Below are 17,038 nucleotides of genomic sequence, written 5' to 3'. Positions count from 1 at the left end.
GCGCTCAGGCCACCGGGGCGGGCTCCTGCGGGGCCGGCTGGGCGTAGGCGGCGGCCACCGTCGCCCGGTCGAAGACCCGCCACGTCGCGGCGACCACCGCGACCGCCACCACGAAACCCACCCAGTACGGCGCGGTGATGCCGAACCGGGCCGCCACCACGCCGCCGAGCAGCGCGCCGACGCAGTTGCCACCAGCCGCGACGAACAACGTGGTGCTGCCGACCCGGCCCATCAGCGCCGGCGGGGTGAGCCGCTGCCGCAGCGAGTTCACCACGATGTTCCACAGCGCGCTGTGCGCCCCGAACGCGAACAGCGCGAACCCGACCACCACCGCGCTGCGGGACGCGGCGAGCGCCAGGTGCAGCCCCGCCTCGACCAGCAGTCCCGTCCGCACCGTCCAGGTGGGCGTGATCGCGGCGATCAGCCGGTCCCCCACCACCGAGCCGAGCACCCCGCCCACGGCCATACAGGTGAACAACGCGCCGTAGCCGACCGAGCCGAGACCCAGCCGCTCGGTGGCGAGCAGCACCAGCACCGCCACCGCGGCGGTCAGCGTGACGTTCAGCAGGCCGATCAGCACCGTCATGGTGCGCAGCAGCCGCTGACCCCACAGCCAGCGGAACCCCTCCGCGACCTCCGCCCGCACCGAACGCCGCTCCTGCGGCGCCGGCCCGGCACGGTACGTGCCGGCGAGCAGCCCGACCAGCACGGCGCTCAGCGCGTACGTGCCGGCGTTGAGCGCGAACGGCAGCGACGCCGCCAGCACGAACAGGAACCCGCCCACCGGTCCGGCGATCATGTTCTGCATCACCTGGGTGCCGCCGCCCAGCCAGCCGTTGGCGCGCTCCAGCATCGAGCGCGGCACCACCGCCGGCAGCACCGCCTGCGCGGCGGTACGGAACACCACCTCGCCGGTGTTCACCACGAACAGCACCGCGTACAGCAGCGCAATCCCGGCCCGGTCGACCAGCATCGCCACCGCGAGCGCGGCAAGCGCGCCGACGCGTACCCAGTCGATGAGCACCATCAGCCGCCGCCGGTCCAACCGGTCGGCCAGCACGCCGCCGGGCAGCGCGAACAGCAGCCACGGCAGCCACGACACCGCCGCCCCGGCCGACACCACCAGCGGATCGTCGGTGATCGACGCCACGTACAGCGGCGCGGCGACAGTCGCCGTCCCGCTTCCCAGCGCGGACAGCGTGCTCGCCGTCCACAGTCGGGCGAAGCGCCCGCCGAGCCGTTCCCCCGTCACGGCGAGGCAACCTACCAGCGGCAATGAACCCTGCCGACCGGTTTATGCGCGGCGGGAGTTGAGGCGGGCCGCCTGCCGGTTCAGGTGGTCGCGTTCGGCCAGGCTGGACGCGCGGCGGGCCGCCTCCGCGTACAGCGCGGCCGCCCGGTCCGGGTCGCCGTCGCGTTCGTGCAGGTAGGCGGCCACCGCCGCGTACCGGGGCAGCGTGTCGTCCAGTGCCGCGAGCGCCGCCAGCCCGGCGCGCGGGCCGTCCGCCTCGCCGACCGCTACCGCCCGGTTGAGGCGGGCGATCGGGTTGCCCGTCAGGCGGACCAGTTCGTCGTACCACTCGACGATCTGCACCCAGTCGGTCTCGGCGGCGGTGGGCGCGTCCGCGTGCAGGGCCGCGATCGCGGCCTGGGCCTGGAACTCGCCAAGCCGGTCGCGGGACAGCGCGGTCTGCAGGATGCCCACGCCCTCGGCGATCAGCGTGGTGTCCCACCGGCTGCGGTCCTGCTCGGCCAGCGGCACCAGGCTGCCGTCGGGCGCGGTCCGGCCGGCGCGGCGGGCGTGGTGCAGCAGCATGAGCGCGAGCAGCCCGGCCACCTCCGGGTGGTCGATGGCGGCGGCGAGCTGCCGGGTGAGCCGGATCGCCTCGGCGGCCAGGTCCACGTCGCCGGAGTAGCCCTCGTTGAACACCAGGTACAGCACGCGCAGCACGGTGGCGACGTCACCGGGCTGGTCGAAGCGGACCCCGGAGACGGTGCGCTTGGCCCGGCTGATCCGCTGCGCCATGGTGGCCTCCGGCACCAGGTACGCCTGCGCGATCTGCCGGGTGGTGAGCCCGCCGACGGCGCGCAGCGTCAACGCGACAGCAGACGACGGGCTCAGTGACGGATGCGCGCAGAGGAAGTAGAGCCGCAGCGTCTCGTCCACGGCGGACACCGGGACGGGCGGCGGCTCCTCGTCGACGAGGTCCTCGCGTCGACGCCGGGCGGCGTCGGCGCGGACCACGTCCAGGAAGCGCCGCCAGGCCACTGTGACCAGCCAGCCCAACGGGTCGCGGGGCGGGTCGGCCGGCCAGGCGCGCAGCGCCTCGACCAGCGCGTCCTGCACGGCGTCCTCGGCCGCCGCGAAGTCGGCTCCGCGGCGGACGAGGACACCGAGCACGCCCGGGATGAGGCTGCGGAGCGCGACCTCGTCCATCGGACGGGTCACTCGGTGATGGTGGGCGGCCCGGTCAGGAACGGGCGCAGCTCCAGCCACTCGTGGATCGGCTTGCCGCCCTGCCCGGGCGCGGCCGACAGCTCCCCGGCCAGCTCGACGGCACGCTCGTAGCTGTCCACGTCGATCACCATCCAGCCGGCGATGAGGTCCTTCGTCTCGGCGAACGGGCCGTCGGTGACCGGCGGGCGGCCCTCGCCGTCGTAGCGGACGAACGTGCCCTCCGGGGCGAGCGCCTGGCCGTCGACGTACTCGCCGCTCTCCTGCAGCCGGGCCGCGAACTCCTGCATGTAGTTCACGTGCGCGGAGATCTCCTCCGGCGTCCACTTGTCGATCATCGGCATGTCGGTGACCGGGGTCGGGCCGCCGCGGTAGTGCTTCAGGAGCAGGTACTTCATGTGTGTCTCCTCGTGGAGGGTGCGGCCCCATTCTGGCCGCGTTCACTCCGGGGACGAAGCCGCCCGACCGTTCTCGACATCGGTGGCGCAGGAATTTCCGGTGTCACGTCGCGTAGGGCGTCCTAGGAGGCTAGTTCACAGGGCCGGGCCGCCTGCCCCCGTCGCGGCGGCCCGGCCCTGTCACCCGGCGGCGCGGCGCAGGCCGGTGATGAGCACCGTGCCCGCGACCAGGTGAAACGCCACCAGCGTCAGCGTCGCCGGACGGCCCACTCCCCCGCCCAGCGGCCCGAGCAGGGACACCAGCAGCACCAGCGTCGCGACCACCGTCCAGACGGGCCGGGCACGGGCGGTGAGCCGTTCCAGCAGGGCCAGCAGCGCCCAGCCGGCCAGCCCGGCGAGCAACGTGCTCACCGCCACCGCCACCGGCGTCACCCGCTGCACGTCGGAACCGGTGCGCGCGGTCAGCTCCACCCCGGCCAGCGGGACCGCGATCACCCAGCCCAGCAGCGTGGCCACGGTGGCGGCGAACACCGTCAGCAGCCGCACCCGGCGGCGGGTCGGGCGGGTGGCGGCGGTCGGAATCGTGGTTTCCATCGGTGGCTCCTCGGCATCGGGACGACTGCCGCAGACGCTAGGTCCGGCGGACCCCCGCGCGGATCGCGCCGCGGAGCGGTTTCCGGCTCCGTCGCCGGACCGATCACCGGCCCGGATCTCCGTCTGGCGACCGATGAGAACCGGTGAGCCCGCGGCCTAGCATCCGGACATGAGGTGCGCGTCGCGGTCCCGGTTCCTGCTGCTGCTCGACGGCGGCATCGCCACCGTGAGCCTCGCCGTGTGCCTGCTCGCGCTGCTGGCCTCCGACGCCGGCCCGGACACGAGCGGCGCGACAGCCGTCGCGGTCGGCCTCGCCGTCGCGCAGGCCAGCTGTCTGCTGTGGATCAGACGCCACCCGGGGTACGCCGTCGGCGTCGCCGCGCTGGCCGGTGTCGGCCTGGAGGCGCTCTGCCCGCAGCTCGGCTGGCTCGGCCTGGTCGCGGTGCCGATGGCGTACGTGGCCCGGCTGCGCCCGCCCCGGTACTCGCTCGTCGCGCTCGGGCTGCTGCTGGCGCCCACCCCGTGGAAGCTGGTCACCGGCGGCTGGCGGGACCTGCTGCTGGCGGTGACCGCGCTGGCCCTGGCCTGGGCGCTCGGCGAGTTGCAGCGGGCTCAGGCGCAACGGCGCTGCGCATGGGAACGGCACGTGCTGGCGGCCGAGCGGGAACGCATCTCCCGGGAACTGCACGACGTGGTGGCGCACCACGTCGCTGTCATCGCGGTGCAGGCCGCCGCCGCCGAGGACGTGTTCGACGAGCAGCCGGAGCAGGCCCGGGCCGCGCTCGGCGCGATCGACACGGCGGCCCGTTCGGCGCTCACCGAACTGCGGGCCATGCTGCACGCGCTCGCGCTCGACGACGCGTCCGAACCGGACGGACCACAGCCGGGGCTGGCGCAGCTCGACGCGCTCGCCGACGCGGTACGGGCGGTGGGCCTGCGGGTGACGCTGCGGCGCGACGGCGACGGCGAGGCGCTGCCCGGCGGGGTGCAGCTGTCGGCGTACCGGATCGTGCAGGAGTCGCTGACCAACGCGCTGCGCCACGGGCACGCCACATCCGCCGACGTGGACGTCCACTACCGCGACGGGGTGCTGCGGCTGGAGGTCGTCAACGACGGCCCGGCGCCCGCCCGCCGCCCCGGCACGACCGTCGGGCGCGGCATCGTCGGCATGCGGGAGCGGGCCCGGCTGCTCGGCGGCACGCTCGACGCCGGCCCGCTGCCGGCCGGCGGGTTCCGGGTCCACGCCCGACTGCCGGTGGAGGCGGCCCGATGACGGTACGGGTGGTGGTCGCCGACGACCAGGAGCTGATCCGCGCCGGGCTGCGCACAGTCCTCGACGCGCGCCCCGACCTGAGTGTGGTCGGCGAGGCCGCCGACGGCGTCGAGGCGGTGGCGGTGGCGACCCGTACGAGGCCGGACGTGGTGCTGATGGACGTGCGGATGCCCCGGCGCGACGGCATCGCCGCCACCCGGGACCTGGTGGCCGCCGGCAACCCGGCCCGGGTGGTCATGCTCACCACGTTCGACCTGGACGAGCACGTCTACGCCGCGTTGCGCGCCGGGGCGAGCGCGTTCCTGCTCAAGGACACCCGTCCGGCCGACCTCGCCGAGGCGGTACGCGTAGTGGCCCGGGGCGAGGCGCTGCTCGCGCCCACTGTGACCCGTCGGCTGCTGGACCGGTACGCCGACCGGCTGCCCGCGCCCGTGCCGACCGGTGACGCGCTCGCCGCGCTGACCGCCCGCGAGCGGGAGGTGCTGACGCTCACCGCGCGGGCACTGTCCAATGCAGAGATCGCCGCCCGGCTGCACCTGAGCACCGCCACCGTGAAGACGCACGTCTCGGCGATCCTCACCAAGCTCGGCCTGCGCGACCGGATCCAGGCGGTGGTGCTCGCGTACGACACCGGGCTGGTCCGGCCGGAACCGCCGGTCCGGTAGGCGCGAAACGGACAGCGGACCCAGACGCGCCGAACCGGGACGGCACGCCGTCCGGCCTGGCCCGGCATGTCCACCCTCCGGTGGCGGCAGGGAGCACACCGGACGGCAACGAAGATTTCTCAATTACCCCCAGTGACCGCCGCAACCCTCCTAGTGTTGGCCACACCGGTGCTCGTCACGGAGTTGGCCACCCGAACGACGTCCCACGCCTACAGCGGACGAAAAGTGAGGGAAGACGCGGATGAAGGCACAGTCATTTCTCGGATCGGCGGCGTTCGGCGTGGGCCTCGGCGCACTGCTGCTCCCGGCCGCCGCGCTGGCGGACACCAGAGTCTCACCCGCCACCACCCCGGTCGGCGGCACCGTCGTGCTGACCACCACGTGCAACCCGAACGCCGGTGACGCGATCTTCCGGGTCACCGGCCCGGACCGGGACCAGAACGTCCGGTCCACCACTGCGGCCGCGGGCGGTGGCCTGAGCGCCGAACTGTTCACCGCCGGGTTCACGCTCGGCACGTACACGGTCGCCACCACCTGCGGTGACGGCAGCGACGGCGGCAGCGCCACGTTCACCGTCACGCCGATCGGCGGCGCGCAGGCCGGCGGCGGCGGACGCGACGGCGACACCGGGGTGCTGATCGCCGGTGGCGTGCTGGCCGCCGGGGCGCTCGCCGGTGGCGCGTACGCGGTCATCCGCCGGCGCCGGGCGGGCGCCGTCGCCTGAGCGGCTCACCGAGCGACCGCCCGCGCCGGCACAACCCGGCGCGGGCGGCGTCTCCCTGCCGGACGGAGGTGGCACCCTGTCCCCGTCGCCGCACGAACGCCGGTCCCGGCTGCGCACCGCCGTGGTGGTCAGCGCCGTCACGGTGGCCGCCGCCACCGGCGCCGGACTGGTCTCGGCCGGGCTCGGCAGCACGTCGACGACACCACCGCAGCCCGGCGCGTCCGCCGCCCCCGCCACCGAGCGCCCCGCCGCCGGAGCGGCGCTGCCCCGATCCGCGCCGGTGCGCGTCACCATCCCCCGCATCGCCGTCGACGCCGAGATCGTGCCGGTGGCCACCGACGCCGACGGCGCGCTGGAGGTCCCGCCACTGGAACGGCCGGAGGTCACCGGCTGGTACCACCCCGGTCCCGCGCCCGGCCAGGCCGGCAACGCGGTGCTGGTCGGGCACGTCGACTCGCAGCACGGCCCGGCGGTCTTCTTCGACCTCGGCCGGCTGCGCCCCGGCGACACGATCCGGGTGCTGCGCGCCGACGGCCGGACCGCGACGTTCACAGTGGACGGCGTCGGGGCGTACCCGAAGGAACGCTTCCCCACGGCGCGGGTCTACGGTGGCGACGCGGCGCCCCGGTTGCGGCTGATCACGTGCGGCGGGCGGTTCGACCCGCGGACCGGCAGCTACCCGGACAACATCGTGGTCTTCGCCACCGCCGTCCGCTGACCCGGCCGCTCAGCCCGCCAGGTCGTCCAGTTCCGCGCCGAGCAGCTTCGCCAGCAGCTCCACCCGGCCCGGGTCGCTGTCGGCGGTGATGTTGCGGCTGGGCATCTCGACGGTCATCAGCAGGTAGAGATAGAGCCGGTAGAGGCCGAGCCGCCGCCGCACCCCGGCGTCGAGCGGGAACGGCGCCACCGTCCGGTAGGCGCGCACCAGCGGGTCGCCCGGCTCGTCCTCGACGCGGCGGAACAGCAGCGGCGACACCAGGTCCATCAGCGGATCGCCCCACAGGTACCGCTCGCCGTCGACCAGCCCGCTCAGGCGCGGCTCGCCGTCCGGCCCGTCGACGGCGAGCACGTTGCCGGCCCAGCCGTCGAAGTGCAGCAGCGCCGGGCGGCGTACCGCGTCGAGCACTCCCGCGTGCCGCGCCACCAGCTCCCGGACCCGGGATGCGGGCACCGGCAGCGGCACCGCCCAGTCGGCGGCGTCGGCGAGCATGTCGTCGATCATGGCCGTGTAGGCGTCCCGCCACGTCGCGCCGCCGGCCCGGCCGCCGTCGTAGCCGTACCGCTCGCCGGTGACGGCGTGCAACGCGGTCAACGCGAGGCCGAACTCGGCGCGCAGCGGCCCGACGTCCGCGCCGGCCTGCGTCAGATCCCAGAGGGTACGACCGGGCAGCCGCGCCATGAGCAGCCAGTCGCCCAGGTCGGGGTGGCGGCCGTGGTGCAGCAGCGCCGGGGCCGGCACCGCGGGCGCCCGCGCCGCCACCAGGCGCAGGTAGCGCGCCTCCGCGCCGATCATGTCCCGCTCGTAGCGCAGCAGCGGCACGTGCGGCGGCGGACCGACCTTGAGCACCACGTCCCGGCCGTCGGCCAGGCGTACCCACCAGACGGCGGCGAAGCCGCCACCGGACAGCGGGCCGCAGCCCTCCACCTCAGCGTCGGGCCCGAGCGAGGCGGTCAGGTAGCGGCGGACCTGCGCGGGATCGAGAACACGCTGAGTAGGACTCACACTCATGGTGCAGAAAGCGTAGTGCGTCCGGGGCTTAAGGAAGGGCCCCCTGTTAACGCCTCCGGTAGAGGAAGGGCCCCTTCTTAACGATTCCCCGCCGCTTGGGAGAATCGCGGCATGGTGACACGGGGTGAACGGAACACGGCCTGCCCGTGCGGCACCGGCCGGCCGTACGCGGACTGCTGCGCCCCGGTGCACTCCGGCGCGGCGACGGCGGCGACCGCGGAGGCGCTGATGCGGTCCCGGTTCAGCGCGTTCGCGCTCGGCGACGCCGCGTACCTGCGGCACAGCTGGCACTCGACGACCCGGCCGGAGCGGTTGGATCTGGACCCGGGCACCCGCTGGCTGCGGCTGGAGATCCTGGAGACCGGGCAGGGCGGCCTGTTCGACAGCGCCGGGACGGTCCGGTTCCGGGCGCACTACCGCGAGGACGGCCGGGCGGGAGTGCTGGCCGAGCACAGCCGCTTCGCCCGCGAGGACGGCCGCTGGGTCTACCTGGACGCGCTGCCGGAGTGACGCCGCCCGGCCGGGAAGCGTCGGGTGTTAACAAAGGGCCCTTCCTCTACCGGAGGCGTTAACAGGGGGCCCTTCCTTTCGCGGGGGCTAAGCGGGGCGTGGGGTGGGCTGGGCCAGCTCGCCGATCTCGCGCGGCAGCTGGGACAGCGCGCGGTTGAACCCGGCGGGCCCGACCACCCGGTGCAGCGCCTGCAGCACCGCCCGGGCGCCGCGCTCGGCGTCGGACGGGGTCGCGCCGGAGCGCTCGGCGACCCGGCGCAGGAACTCGTCGTACCCGAAGACCTCGGGGTCGTCCACCCGGGCGCGGGCCAGCAGCGGACGCAGCTCGTGCGCGACGTGCGCGGACAGGTCGTCGGCCTCGCCGCCGCTGATCCGTTCGGCGAGCGTGCGCAGTGTCGCCTCGGTCAGCGCGCGGGCGGTCTCCACCGGCACGCCGGCGCGGGCGGACACCCGCGCGTAGAACTCCGGTTCGGCCATCGTGGTTCCTCCCGTCGCAACGGCAGCGTGGCTACCCGCCGCCGGCCGCGGCAAACACCGTCCCGGGCCGGGACCTGCCGCCGGTCCCGGCGAGCACGATCTCAGGCCAGGGACCGCGCCGCCGAGACGATCGCGCCGACGCCGATGCCGGCCAGGTCGAGCTGCTGGGCGGGGGTGCCAGAGCCGGGCAGCCCGCGTACCGCCAGGTGGTTGACCCGGGCCGGTTCGCCCAGGTCGGCGAGCGCCTCCAGCACGGCCGAGCCCAGCCCGCCCTGCGGGTAGTGGTCCTCGACCACCACGAGCCGCCCGCCGGTCTCCACGACGGTCTCGGCGAGGCGCTGCCGGTCGACCGGCTTGATCGAGTACATGTCGATCACGCGCGCGTCGATGCCCTCGCGGGTCAGCTCGTCGGCGGCGGCGAGGCAGAGGTGCACCGTCACGCCGGTGCCGAGCAGCGCCACGTCGCCGCCGTCGCGCACGATCCGGCTGCCGCCGATCGGGAACGGGTCACCGTCGTCGTAGAGCACCGGGTACTTGCCGCGCGTGGTGCGCAGGTAGCTGATGCCCGGGTGGTCGGGCAGCTGGGCGACCAGGGCCGCGCAGGAGACCGCGTCGGCCGGGCTGAGCACCGTGGAGCCGGGCACCGCGCGCAGCGCCGCGATGTCCTCCAGCCCCATCTGGGACGGGCCGTCGGGGCCGATCTCCACCCCGGCGTGCGAGCCGACGAGCGCGATGTCGGCCCGGGACACGCCGGCCATCCGGATGAAGTCGTACGCGCGGGTCCAGAACGCGGCGAAGGTCGCCGCGAACGGCCGGTAGCCGCGTACCGCCAGGCCCACCGCCGCGGCGGCGAGCTGCTGCTCGGCGATGAACATCTGGAAGAACCGGTCGGGGTACGCGGCGGCGAAGCGCTCGGCCCGGGTGGAGTCGCTGACCTCGCCGTCGAGCGCGACCACGTCGGGCCGGGCCGCGCCGAGGGCGTGCAGCGCGTCACCGTACGCGTCCCGCGTGGCCACCTTCGTCCCACGCTCGTACCGGGGCAGTTGCGGCTGCCCGTGCTCGGGCGGTGCGGTGCGCGGCGCGGGCGGTGGCTTCGGACCGGCCACCCGGGTGCGCCGGGGGCCGCCGAGCGCCCGCACGGCCCGGTCGGCCAGTTCCGGGTCGAACGCCTTGCCGTGCCAGGCCGGGTCGTTCTCCACCTCCGGCACGCCCTTGCCCTTGACCGTGCGGGCCAGCACCACCGTCGGTCCGGTGGCCTCGCGCGCCTGCCCGTACGCCTCGTCGATCGCGCCCAGGTCGTGGCCGTCGACGACCATGGCCCGGCAGCCGAACGCCTCCACGCGGCGCCGGTAGGTGTCCAGGTCCCACTCCAGCTCGGTGGGGCCGCGCTGGCCGAACCGGTTGACGTCCACGATCGCGGTGAGGTTACGCAGCCCGTAGTGCCCGGCCTTGTCCAGCGCCTCCCACACCGAGCCTTCCGCGGTCTCGCTGTCGCCGCAGAGCACCCACACGTGCGCGGGCGACCGGTCGAGGTACTGGGCGGCGAGCGCCACCCCGACGCCGACCGGCAGTCCCTGCCCGAGCGAGCCGGTGGCGACGTCCACCCAGGGCAGCACCGGCGTGGGGTGGCCCTGCAGGCGCGACCCGGCCTGCCGGTACGTTTCCAGCAGCTCCTGCTCGCTGATCGCGCCGGTGGCCCGGAACACCGCGTACAGCAGCGGCGAGGCGTGCCCCTTGGAGAAGATCAGGTGGTCGTTGCCGGGGTTGCCCGGGTAGGACCAGTCGTAGCGCAGGTGCCGGGCGACGAGCACGGCGAGCAGGTCGGCGGCGGAGAGGCTCGACGTCGGGTGCCCGGAGCCGGCCGTCGTGCTGCACCGGATCGCGTCCACCCGCAGCTGGGCGGCCAGCTCCGCCAGCCCGGTCAGGTCCTCGTCGCGCAGCGTGCGCTCTGCTTCCAACGTCACCGCGATCGTCTCCCCGGGGTCGCCGATTTCCGGACCCACGCTAGGCCGCAGGCGCGACCATTGGTCCCTTTTTTGGCGATTCACGCTCGACCGGTGAGCAGCCACAGCGCCACCAGCAGGTACGGCAGCACCGCGACCGCGAAGGCCGCCGGGTTGCCGACCGCGCCGGCGAGCAGCCCGTACCCGCCGTAGAAGGCGACGACGGTCAGGTCGGTGGCCATCCCCGCGAGCGAAGTGACTGTGGCCCGGGCCGACCCGGCGATCCGGGCCTGGAGCCGCACGTCGGCGAGCACCCTGGCGAGCTGGAACGCGGCGAACGCGGCGGCCAGCAGCAGGAAACCGGCCGGATGCCGCAGCAGCGCGCCGGCCGCCGTCGCTGCGGCCGCGAACACCAGCAGACCGGCGTACCCGCGGTGGGACAGGCGCTCGCCCAGCGGCGCGAGCAGCCCGCCCACAGTCATCCCGGCCCAGACCAGCAGGAGCAGCAGCGGCACGCCCACCTCGGCCATGCCGGTGTCGGCGGCCAGCAGTCCGGTGTACTCGTCCAGCCCACCCCAGATCGCGGTGACGGCCGCGACCAGCAGCACGGCGGCGCGCACGCGACGGTCGGCGCGCACCTCGCCGAGGCCCAGGCGCAGGCTGTCGAGCCAAACGGGCTCGTCGTCACCCGGGAGCGGCCCGTCCGGCGCGACGCCCGGTCCGTCCGGCGCGGCGCTCGGGAGCGGCACAACCGGCGCGACGGAAGGCAGCGCCGGGGCCGGTGGCGGGCGGTGCTCCGGGAAGCGGGCCGCGACGGCTGCCGCGAGCAGGCACGTCGCCACGCTGGCCGCGCCGACCGCGAGGTAGCCGCCGAGCGCGTACGCCGGCCCGGCGAGCACCCCGGACCCGACGGCGCCGAGCACCTCGGCGGTGCGGGCACGGCCGATCAGCCGTGCGTACCGGTCGGCCGCGCCGAGACGCTCCAGCTCGGTGAAGACCAGCGCCTCCAGAGCGCCCGAGCGCAGCGCGCCACCGGCGCCCCAGAGCAGGAAACCCACGGCGAACGCCGGGTAGGACGGCAGCAGCACCCAGAGCGCGAACCCGGCGGCGGCGAGCAGCGGCGCCAGGCACAGCAGCAGCCGGCGTGACACCGCGTCGGCCCAGACCCCGGAGGGCACCTCCAGCACGATGCCGGCGGCCGCCCAGAGCACGAACAGCGAGGAGATCTGCCCGACCGACAACCCGGTGTCGGCGAACAGCAGCACGTAGAGCGGGTAGAGCAGGACCAGGTCGGTGAGGAACGCGTACCCGTAGAGCGTCGCCGCCAGGCGGCGGGTCGCTGGTACGCGGGCAGGAGCGACGAGCATGGAACCTTCCCACGGGACGTGACGGACACCGGCCGGAAAGCACGGCGTCCGCGGCGGCCCGCGGCCTCGTCGCTCAGTGAGGCATCAACATCGCCAGGTCATGCCGCGATCCTAACCGGCGTCCGGCCCGCGAGGGGTCCCCCGCACACGCGGATCGGGGCGGGACCCTGCGGTCCCGCCCCGAGTGTCACGGCTGCCGGGTCAGCGGCGGAACTTCTCCACGTCGGCCTGCGGGATGACCATGGTGGCCTCGCTGTCCGCAGCCTGCTCGGCGGTGGGTTGGCGCGGGGTGGTCGGCTGGGTGCGGTCGGAGTCCGCGTACGCCGGAATGTGCTGCGTGGCCTCCGCGCCCGCCTGCGGCGGCACCGGCGCGGTGACGTCGGCGTCGCCCGCGGCCGTCGCCGGCTGGGTGCCCGGGTACGCGGGGACGGGCTGCGTGCGGTCCGCCTCGACGTCCCGGCTCACCGGCTGGGTCAGCTCGGAGTCCGCGTACGGTCCGGCGGCGGCCAGCCGGGCCTCGACGTCGCGGCGCCCGGCCTGGTACGCGCGGGCGTGCGTGGCGATGGTGCGCGACTCCTCCTCGGCCCGGGTCAGCCAGTTCTCCCAGCGGCTCTGCATCGGCCGGATCAGGCCGCCGCCGACACCGACGACCAGGATGCCGCCCACTGTGGCGAGCACCGCGATCAGCACCGGGGTGGTGACCGTGGTGGCGACGCCGATCTGGTTGAGCGCGGCGATGACGCCGAGGCCCAGGATGAACACCGAGGCGAGGTTCGCCAGCACCCGGCCGTAGGAGAGGCCGCCGAGCGCGCTGGAGATGATGTCCTTCACGGCACGGGCGATGGCCGCGGCGACCACCACGATGACGATGGCGACGAACGCCCGGGGCAGCCAGGCGATCACTCCGGCGATCAGGTCGGAGATCGGGTTGGGGCCCCAGATGCCGAATGCGAGCTGGAGCGTGACCAGCAGCACCCCGTAGTAGGCGAGCTTGGCGACGATGTCGCTGGCGTCGTACCTGGAGCGGGCGAGCGCGGTCTTGATCCCGCCACGCTCGACGGCGCGGTCGAAGTGGACACGCTCCAGAACCTTGTCCACCAGCTTCCGGACGGCCTTGGCGACCAGCCAGCCGGCGACCAGGATGGCGACGAACGCGACCGCCTTGGGCAGGAACAGCATCACCGATCGGAACGCGTCGCCCACCGCGTCCCCGAAGTTGTCTCTCATCGAAGGGCCTCCACGCATATGGTCCAGGTTTGTTCGGGTGGGGCTACCCGGACCCGCGCGCGGGGAAACGCGGTCAGCCGCCGGGGCAGCGGTAGCTGACGCGGGCGCCGGCCTGCATCGGCGCCGGTTCGATGATGTTGACGGTGGCCGTTCCGCTGGTCGTGCCCACTCCGGTGAACGTCCACTTCAGGGTGAGGGTCGCGGTGTGCTGCCCGCTGCCGACCCGCTCGGTGAGCAGCGCGCCGGGCGGGGCGTCCGAGCGGAACCACTGGTAGCGGATCGTTCCGGCGCGCCCGTTGGTCCGTACCGTGGCCACCACGTCCACCGTCACGTCGCACGCGACGCCGGCCGGCCGGGTCGCCGCCACCGACACCTGCTCGACCTCCATCGGGCGCAGCCGCTGCCACAGGTAGAAGCCGACCGTCAGCAGCAGCGCGGCGGCGAGCAGCGTGGACAGCACCGAGACGACACGCCGCCAGACCGGCCGCGGCCGGATCGGGGGCGCGGTCGGCCAGGGCGGTGCGGGCGGTGGCGTCACCGGCACGCCCGGCCCGAAGCGCAGTTCGCCGCCGGGCGCGGGCGCCGGGGCGCCGCTCACCGCCCGCGCGCCCACGGTCCGATCCGGGTACGCCCCGACGCCCGTCACCGTCGGCGGCCCGCCGGCCTGGTGCCCATGCGGTACGCCGGTGGGCTGCCACGACACGGTCGGCTCCACGCCCGGGCTCCTGGTCGGCGGCGCCAGACGCGGACGCACTGTCGCCTGCCCAGTCGCGTTGCCCCAGGCCGCAGTCGGAGCCGTTGCCTGGGGCTGGGGCTGGGGCTGCGGTTGGGGCTGGGGCTGCGGCTGCGGCTGCGTCGGGGCTGGAGTCAGGACCGAGGCCGAGGCCGGGGCCTGGGTCGGGGCTTGGCGGAGATGCACTGTTGCCTCGCCGACCGCGCCCTCGGGAAGCGGACGCAGGCTCACCGTCGGCTCCTCGGCCGGACCGCCCACGACGGGACGCAAGCTCACCGTGGGCTCCCCGGCCGCGTTGTCCGCGACGTGGCGAAGCTGCGTCGTCGCCTCATCCGTGGGGGCCGGGCGCAGGCGCGCTGTCGCCTCCCCTGCGGTGCTTCCCGACGCGGGCAGATGTGCCGTCGGCTCGCCTGCCGTGTCACCCGGGACCGGGCGCAGGCTCACCGTCGGCTCTCCCGCAGCATTGCCCGGTGTCGGGGTCTGGGCCGTCACCTCGCTCTGCGGGCCGGACCGAAGGTCGGCGGTCGCCTCTTCCGCGGAGCTGTCCGTGGCCAGACGCGGGACGCCGGTCGGCTCCCCGGCGGCCGGTGCCGATGCGGCCGGAGCGGTGAGGTCTGCCGTGCGGTCGTCCTCGGCCGGGATCGGGCTCAGGTGGACGGTCGGTTCGGCAGCGGGCGACCGTTTCGCCTCAGGCCGGGCGAGATGCACGGTGGGTTCCGCGTCGCCGGTGTCCGCCGTGGCCGCACGTGGAACGATCGGCTCCGCGCTCACCGCGGACAGGGACACTGTCGGCTCCGCACCGTCCACGGACACGGGCACCGTCGGCTCCGCGTTCACCGCAGACAGAGAAACCGTCGGCTCCGCCTCGGTGGTGGCGCGGGGCGCGACGAGGTGGACGGTCGGCTCGGCGGTGTCGGCGTCCCCGGGCGGGGTCACCGGCAGGGCGCGGGTGGGCAGCGCCTCGGTGGGCTCGTCGGGCCGGGTCACGCCGGCCGTCCCCGGAGCGGGCGGCGGTGCTGGGCAGCGGGCACTGTCGTACTCCTAGCCGGGGGTGCAGTCGTGGTAGAGCGTCACGTACACCGGTGACGCCGAGGTGGTCGTGTTGCCGGCGGCGTCGGCGGCGGTGACGCGGATCGGGATGCGGGCGCTGCGCCTGGGTGTGGACAGCGGGCCCAGCGTGCCGGTGAACACGCCGCGGCCGGCGGCGGTCATCCGGATCGTTCCGGTGGCGCCGTCGAGGGTGTAGCCGAAGGTGACGGTCAGCGCGGCCGGGGCGCTGCGGTCGTCGGTGACGGTGGCGGTGACGGTGCTGCTCTTCGCGCCGTAGGGGCAGCCCTTCGGGTCCAGCTCGCCGGGGTCGGCGCGCACCCCGTCCACGACCGGCGCGATCACGTCCGGCGGCGGCGGGGTGGTGCTGCGCGACGCGCTGGGGGTGGGCGTACCGGTGCGGGTCGGCGACCCGGTCCGGTCCGGGGTGGCGGACGGCGCGGGCGGCGGTGACGCGGTGGACGGGGTGCGTGTCGGCGACGGGCTCGGCGTCTCGGCGGCGGTCGGATCCGGCGTGGGAGCCGTCGTGATGGCCGGGGCGGCGCTCGCCGGGCCGGTGGGGGCAGCGGCGTCGGTCCCGTCGTTGGCGGCGTAGCTGTAGCCGGCGCCGCCGGCCAGGACGGCGGCGGCCAGGGCGCCGGCGGCCAGCGCGGTACGGGTGCGGCCCTTGCGGAACAGTCCGCGCCGGCCGGAGCGCGCGCCGAGCGCCGTGTCCGCCACCGCGGTGTGGGCGACGGCGGTGGCGCCCTCGGCCCGCTCGGGGAACGGCCACAGCGCGGCCAGCAGCGCTGCCCGGCGGCCCAGCTCACGCAGCCCGCGTTCCTCCCATTCCGGGCCGTAGCCGGTGCCGGCCACCTGTTCCAGCAGGCCGAGGAACGCCTCGGCGGACTCGGGCCGCTCGTCGGGGCGCTTGGCCATGCCGTGGCGCAGCAGCTCGTGCACCGGCGGGGGCGCCGCCTCGGCGGGGATCGGTGCCAAGGCGTGCTGGTCGCGCAGGGAGAGCAGGTCCGGTCCCTGGTACGGAGGCCGCCCGGTGAGGCATTCGAAGAACGTGGCGGTGGCGGCGTATACGTCGCAGGCCGGGGCGGCGGGGGCGCCGGTCCACTGCTCGGGGGCCATGTAGCGGGGCGTGCCGGAGACCGTGGCGCCGGAGTCCTGGCCGACCGGCATGGCGATGCCGAAGTCGGCGAGTTTGCTCAGCCCGGCGCCGGTGACGAGCACGTTCTCCGGTTTGTAGTCGCGGTGCACGACACCGTGGCGGTGCGCGGCGGCCAGGCCGGCGAGTGAGCCCTTGAGAACGCAGAGCGCGGCCTCGGGCGTGGTCGGGCCGTGTGCGCGCAGCATCTGGCGCAGCGACACGCCGTCGACCAGTTCCATCACGATGGCCGCGCCGTCCGGGGACTCGACGTACTCGTAGAGGCGGCTGACGTGCGGGTCGTCGATCTCGCCGAGCAGCCGGGCCTCGGCGCGGAAGGCGGTCCGGAACGACGAGTCCTCGCCGAGGTCGCGGACCAGGTACTTGATGGCGACCGGGGTGCCGGTCCGGTCGTGGGTGGCGAGCACCACGCTGCCGGACGCGCCGGCGCCGAGCCGGCGCACCGGCGTGTAGCCGGACAGTTCCCAGCCGCTCATGCGACAGACTCCACCGCGTTCCACGGGCGGGTGTCGGATGCCGCCTCGCGGGTCATTCTCACCGGGCCGGGGCAGCCGGCCATCGGCGCAACGGCTGCTTCCGGTCGCCGGTCGGCGGCTCGTTGGTCGCGCGGCGCGGCACGGCACGACAGGTGGTCGGTATCGGACACACCGCCACGATTACCAGACCCCGGCAACCACCCTCGCCCCGTTGATCATGAAGTTGGCGGGGACGAAAGGGAGGCGGTTTCTAGGCTTCAGTGC

At 75.0% G+C, this 17,038-nt stretch carries 17 protein-coding genes; 6 read left to right on the top strand and 11 right to left on the bottom strand.

Going from position 1 to position 17,038, the window contains the following annotated elements; genetic code table 11:
* Window positions 1-4 precede the first annotated feature (4 nt).
* The 4 genes from AMK25_RS17235 to AMK25_RS17220 form a co-directional block, all read right to left on the bottom strand.
* Window positions 5-1,252, bottom strand: coding sequence for an MFS transporter (locus tag AMK25_RS17235; RefSeq protein ID WP_073829393.1), 1,248 nt, complete (start codon window positions 1,250-1,252; stop codon window positions 5-7).
* A 42-nt stretch (window positions 1,253-1,294) separates the two neighbouring features.
* Entirely contained in the window at window positions 1,295-2,437 is a 1,143-nt protein-coding gene (locus AMK25_RS17230) for an RNA polymerase sigma factor (protein WP_073829392.1), read from the bottom strand.
* A gap of 8 nt (window positions 2,438-2,445) precedes the next feature.
* Window positions 2,446-2,853: a YciI family protein gene (locus AMK25_RS17225; protein ID WP_073829391.1), complete on the bottom strand. Its 408-nt coding sequence runs from the start codon at window positions 2,851-2,853 to the stop codon at window positions 2,446-2,448.
* 180 nt (window positions 2,854-3,033) lie between these two features.
* On the bottom strand, window positions 3,034-3,447 hold the full coding sequence (locus AMK25_RS17220; RefSeq protein WP_073829390.1) for a DUF6069 family protein: 414 nt from the start codon (window positions 3,445-3,447) through the stop codon (window positions 3,034-3,036).
* A gap of 169 nt (window positions 3,448-3,616) precedes the next feature.
* Between AMK25_RS17220 and AMK25_RS17215 the strand changes: the two genes are divergently transcribed.
* The 4 genes from AMK25_RS17215 to AMK25_RS17200 all read left to right on the top strand — a co-directional run bounded on the left by AMK25_RS17215 (window position 3,617) and on the right by AMK25_RS17200 (window position 6,827).
* Complete coding sequence (locus tag AMK25_RS17215) at window positions 3,617-4,720, top strand: sensor histidine kinase (RefSeq protein WP_073829389.1); 1,104 nt, start codon at window positions 3,617-3,619, stop codon at window positions 4,718-4,720.
* Complete coding sequence (locus AMK25_RS17210) at window positions 4,717-5,385, top strand: response regulator (RefSeq protein ID WP_073829388.1); 669 nt, start codon at window positions 4,717-4,719, stop codon at window positions 5,383-5,385. The genes AMK25_RS17215 and AMK25_RS17210 overlap by 4 nt, the downstream gene beginning before the upstream one ends.
* A 241-nt stretch (window positions 5,386-5,626) precedes the next feature.
* Window positions 5,627-6,109 (top strand): hypothetical protein, encoded by a 483-nt coding sequence (locus AMK25_RS17205; RefSeq protein ID WP_073829387.1) that lies wholly within the window; start codon window positions 5,627-5,629, stop codon window positions 6,107-6,109.
* 76 nt (window positions 6,110-6,185) lie between these two features.
* A complete protein-coding gene (locus AMK25_RS17200) occupies window positions 6,186-6,827 on the top strand; it encodes a class F sortase (protein ID WP_073829972.1) in 642 nt (213 codons plus the stop codon).
* Between the two features lie 9 nt (window positions 6,828-6,836).
* Here the strand turns inward: AMK25_RS17200 and AMK25_RS17195 are convergent, their stop codons facing one another.
* Window positions 6,837-7,838 (bottom strand): phosphotransferase family protein, encoded by a 1,002-nt coding sequence (locus tag AMK25_RS17195; RefSeq protein ID WP_073829386.1) that lies wholly within the window; start codon window positions 7,836-7,838, stop codon window positions 6,837-6,839.
* Window positions 7,839-7,949: 111 nt separating this feature from the next.
* Between AMK25_RS17195 and AMK25_RS17190 the strand changes: the two genes are divergently transcribed.
* On the top strand, window positions 7,950-8,348 hold the full coding sequence (locus AMK25_RS17190; protein ID WP_073829385.1) for a YchJ family protein: 399 nt from the start codon (window positions 7,950-7,952) through the stop codon (window positions 8,346-8,348).
* 87 nt (window positions 8,349-8,435) lie between these two features.
* Here AMK25_RS17190 and AMK25_RS17185 read toward each other — a convergent pair whose 3' ends face one another.
* From AMK25_RS17185 to AMK25_RS31960, 5 genes are all read right to left on the bottom strand, one after another.
* Window positions 8,436-8,825, bottom strand: a complete 390-nt coding sequence (locus tag AMK25_RS17185; RefSeq protein WP_073829384.1) for a DUF2267 domain-containing protein — start codon at window positions 8,823-8,825, stop codon at window positions 8,436-8,438.
* 101 nt (window positions 8,826-8,926) lie between these two features.
* Window positions 8,927-10,789, bottom strand: a complete 1,863-nt coding sequence (locus tag AMK25_RS17180; RefSeq protein WP_073829971.1) for a transketolase — start codon at window positions 10,787-10,789, stop codon at window positions 8,927-8,929.
* An 80-nt stretch (window positions 10,790-10,869) separates the two neighbouring features.
* Window positions 10,870-12,135 carry an MFS transporter gene (locus tag AMK25_RS17175; RefSeq protein WP_073829383.1) on the bottom strand — a complete coding sequence of 422 codons (1,266 nt, stop codon included), beginning with the start codon at window positions 12,133-12,135 and terminating at the stop codon, window positions 10,870-10,872.
* A 201-nt stretch (window positions 12,136-12,336) separates the two neighbouring features.
* Window positions 12,337-13,362 carry a mechanosensitive ion channel family protein gene (locus AMK25_RS17170; protein WP_083664751.1) on the bottom strand — a complete coding sequence of 342 codons (1,026 nt, stop codon included), beginning with the start codon at window positions 13,360-13,362 and terminating at the stop codon, window positions 12,337-12,339.
* Window positions 13,363-13,435: 73 nt separating this feature from the next.
* Window positions 13,436-14,077: a hypothetical protein gene (locus AMK25_RS31960; protein ID WP_241826389.1), complete on the bottom strand. Its 642-nt coding sequence runs from the start codon at window positions 14,075-14,077 to the stop codon at window positions 13,436-13,438.
* A gap of 754 nt (window positions 14,078-14,831) precedes the next feature.
* Between AMK25_RS31960 and AMK25_RS32435 the strand changes: the two genes are divergently transcribed.
* A complete protein-coding gene (locus AMK25_RS32435; protein ID WP_198937614.1) occupies window positions 14,832-15,140 on the top strand; it encodes a hypothetical protein in 309 nt (102 codons plus the stop codon).
* Here the strand turns inward: AMK25_RS32435 and AMK25_RS17160 are convergent.
* A complete protein-coding gene (locus AMK25_RS17160) occupies window positions 15,137-16,774 on the bottom strand; it encodes a serine/threonine protein kinase (protein ID WP_073829381.1) in 1,638 nt (545 codons plus the stop codon). The genes AMK25_RS32435 and AMK25_RS17160 overlap by 4 nt on opposite strands.
* Between the last annotated feature and the right edge of the window lie 264 nt (window positions 16,775-17,038).

The organism is Micromonospora sp. TSRI0369 (assembly GCF_001905625.1).
GTDB classification, from domain to species: domain Bacteria; phylum Actinomycetota; class Actinomycetes; order Mycobacteriales; family Micromonosporaceae; genus Micromonospora; species Micromonospora echinospora_A.
The sequence above is the reverse complement of the archived record's forward strand: the minus strand, read 5'-3'. Positions and strand labels throughout refer to the sequence as shown.

Excerpts from the sequence above, each read along its gene's own strand:
- AMK25_RS17230 (WP_073829392.1), bottom strand. The coding sequence starts at position 2,437 with ATGGACGAGGTCGCGCTCCGCAGCCTCATCCCGGGCGTGCTCGGTGTC.
- AMK25_RS17225 (WP_073829391.1), bottom strand. The coding sequence starts at position 2,853 with ATGAAGTACCTGCTCCTGAAGCACTACCGCGGCGGCCCGACCCCGGTC.
- AMK25_RS17220 (WP_073829390.1), bottom strand. The coding sequence starts at position 3,447 with ATGGAAACCACGATTCCGACCGCCGCCACCCGCCCGACCCGCCGCCGG.
- AMK25_RS17215 (WP_073829389.1), top strand. The coding sequence starts at position 3,617 with ATGAGGTGCGCGTCGCGGTCCCGGTTCCTGCTGCTGCTCGACGGCGGC.
- AMK25_RS17210 (WP_073829388.1), top strand. The coding sequence starts at position 4,717 with ATGACGGTACGGGTGGTGGTCGCCGACGACCAGGAGCTGATCCGCGCC.
- AMK25_RS17205 (WP_073829387.1), top strand. The coding sequence starts at position 5,627 with ATGAAGGCACAGTCATTTCTCGGATCGGCGGCGTTCGGCGTGGGCCTC.
- AMK25_RS17195 (WP_073829386.1), bottom strand. The coding sequence starts at position 7,838 with ATGAGTGTGAGTCCTACTCAGCGTGTTCTCGATCCCGCGCAGGTCCGC.
- AMK25_RS17190 (WP_073829385.1), top strand. The coding sequence starts at position 7,950 with ATGGTGACACGGGGTGAACGGAACACGGCCTGCCCGTGCGGCACCGGC.
- AMK25_RS17185 (WP_073829384.1), bottom strand. The coding sequence starts at position 8,825 with ATGGCCGAACCGGAGTTCTACGCGCGGGTGTCCGCCCGCGCCGGCGTG.
- AMK25_RS17175 (WP_073829383.1), bottom strand. The coding sequence starts at position 12,135 with ATGCTCGTCGCTCCTGCCCGCGTACCAGCGACCCGCCGCCTGGCGGCG.
- AMK25_RS17170 (WP_083664751.1), bottom strand. The coding sequence starts at position 13,362 with ATGAGAGACAACTTCGGGGACGCGGTGGGCGACGCGTTCCGATCGGTG.
- AMK25_RS17160 (WP_073829381.1), bottom strand. The coding sequence starts at position 16,774 with ATGAGCGGCTGGGAACTGTCCGGCTACACGCCGGTGCGCCGGCTCGGC.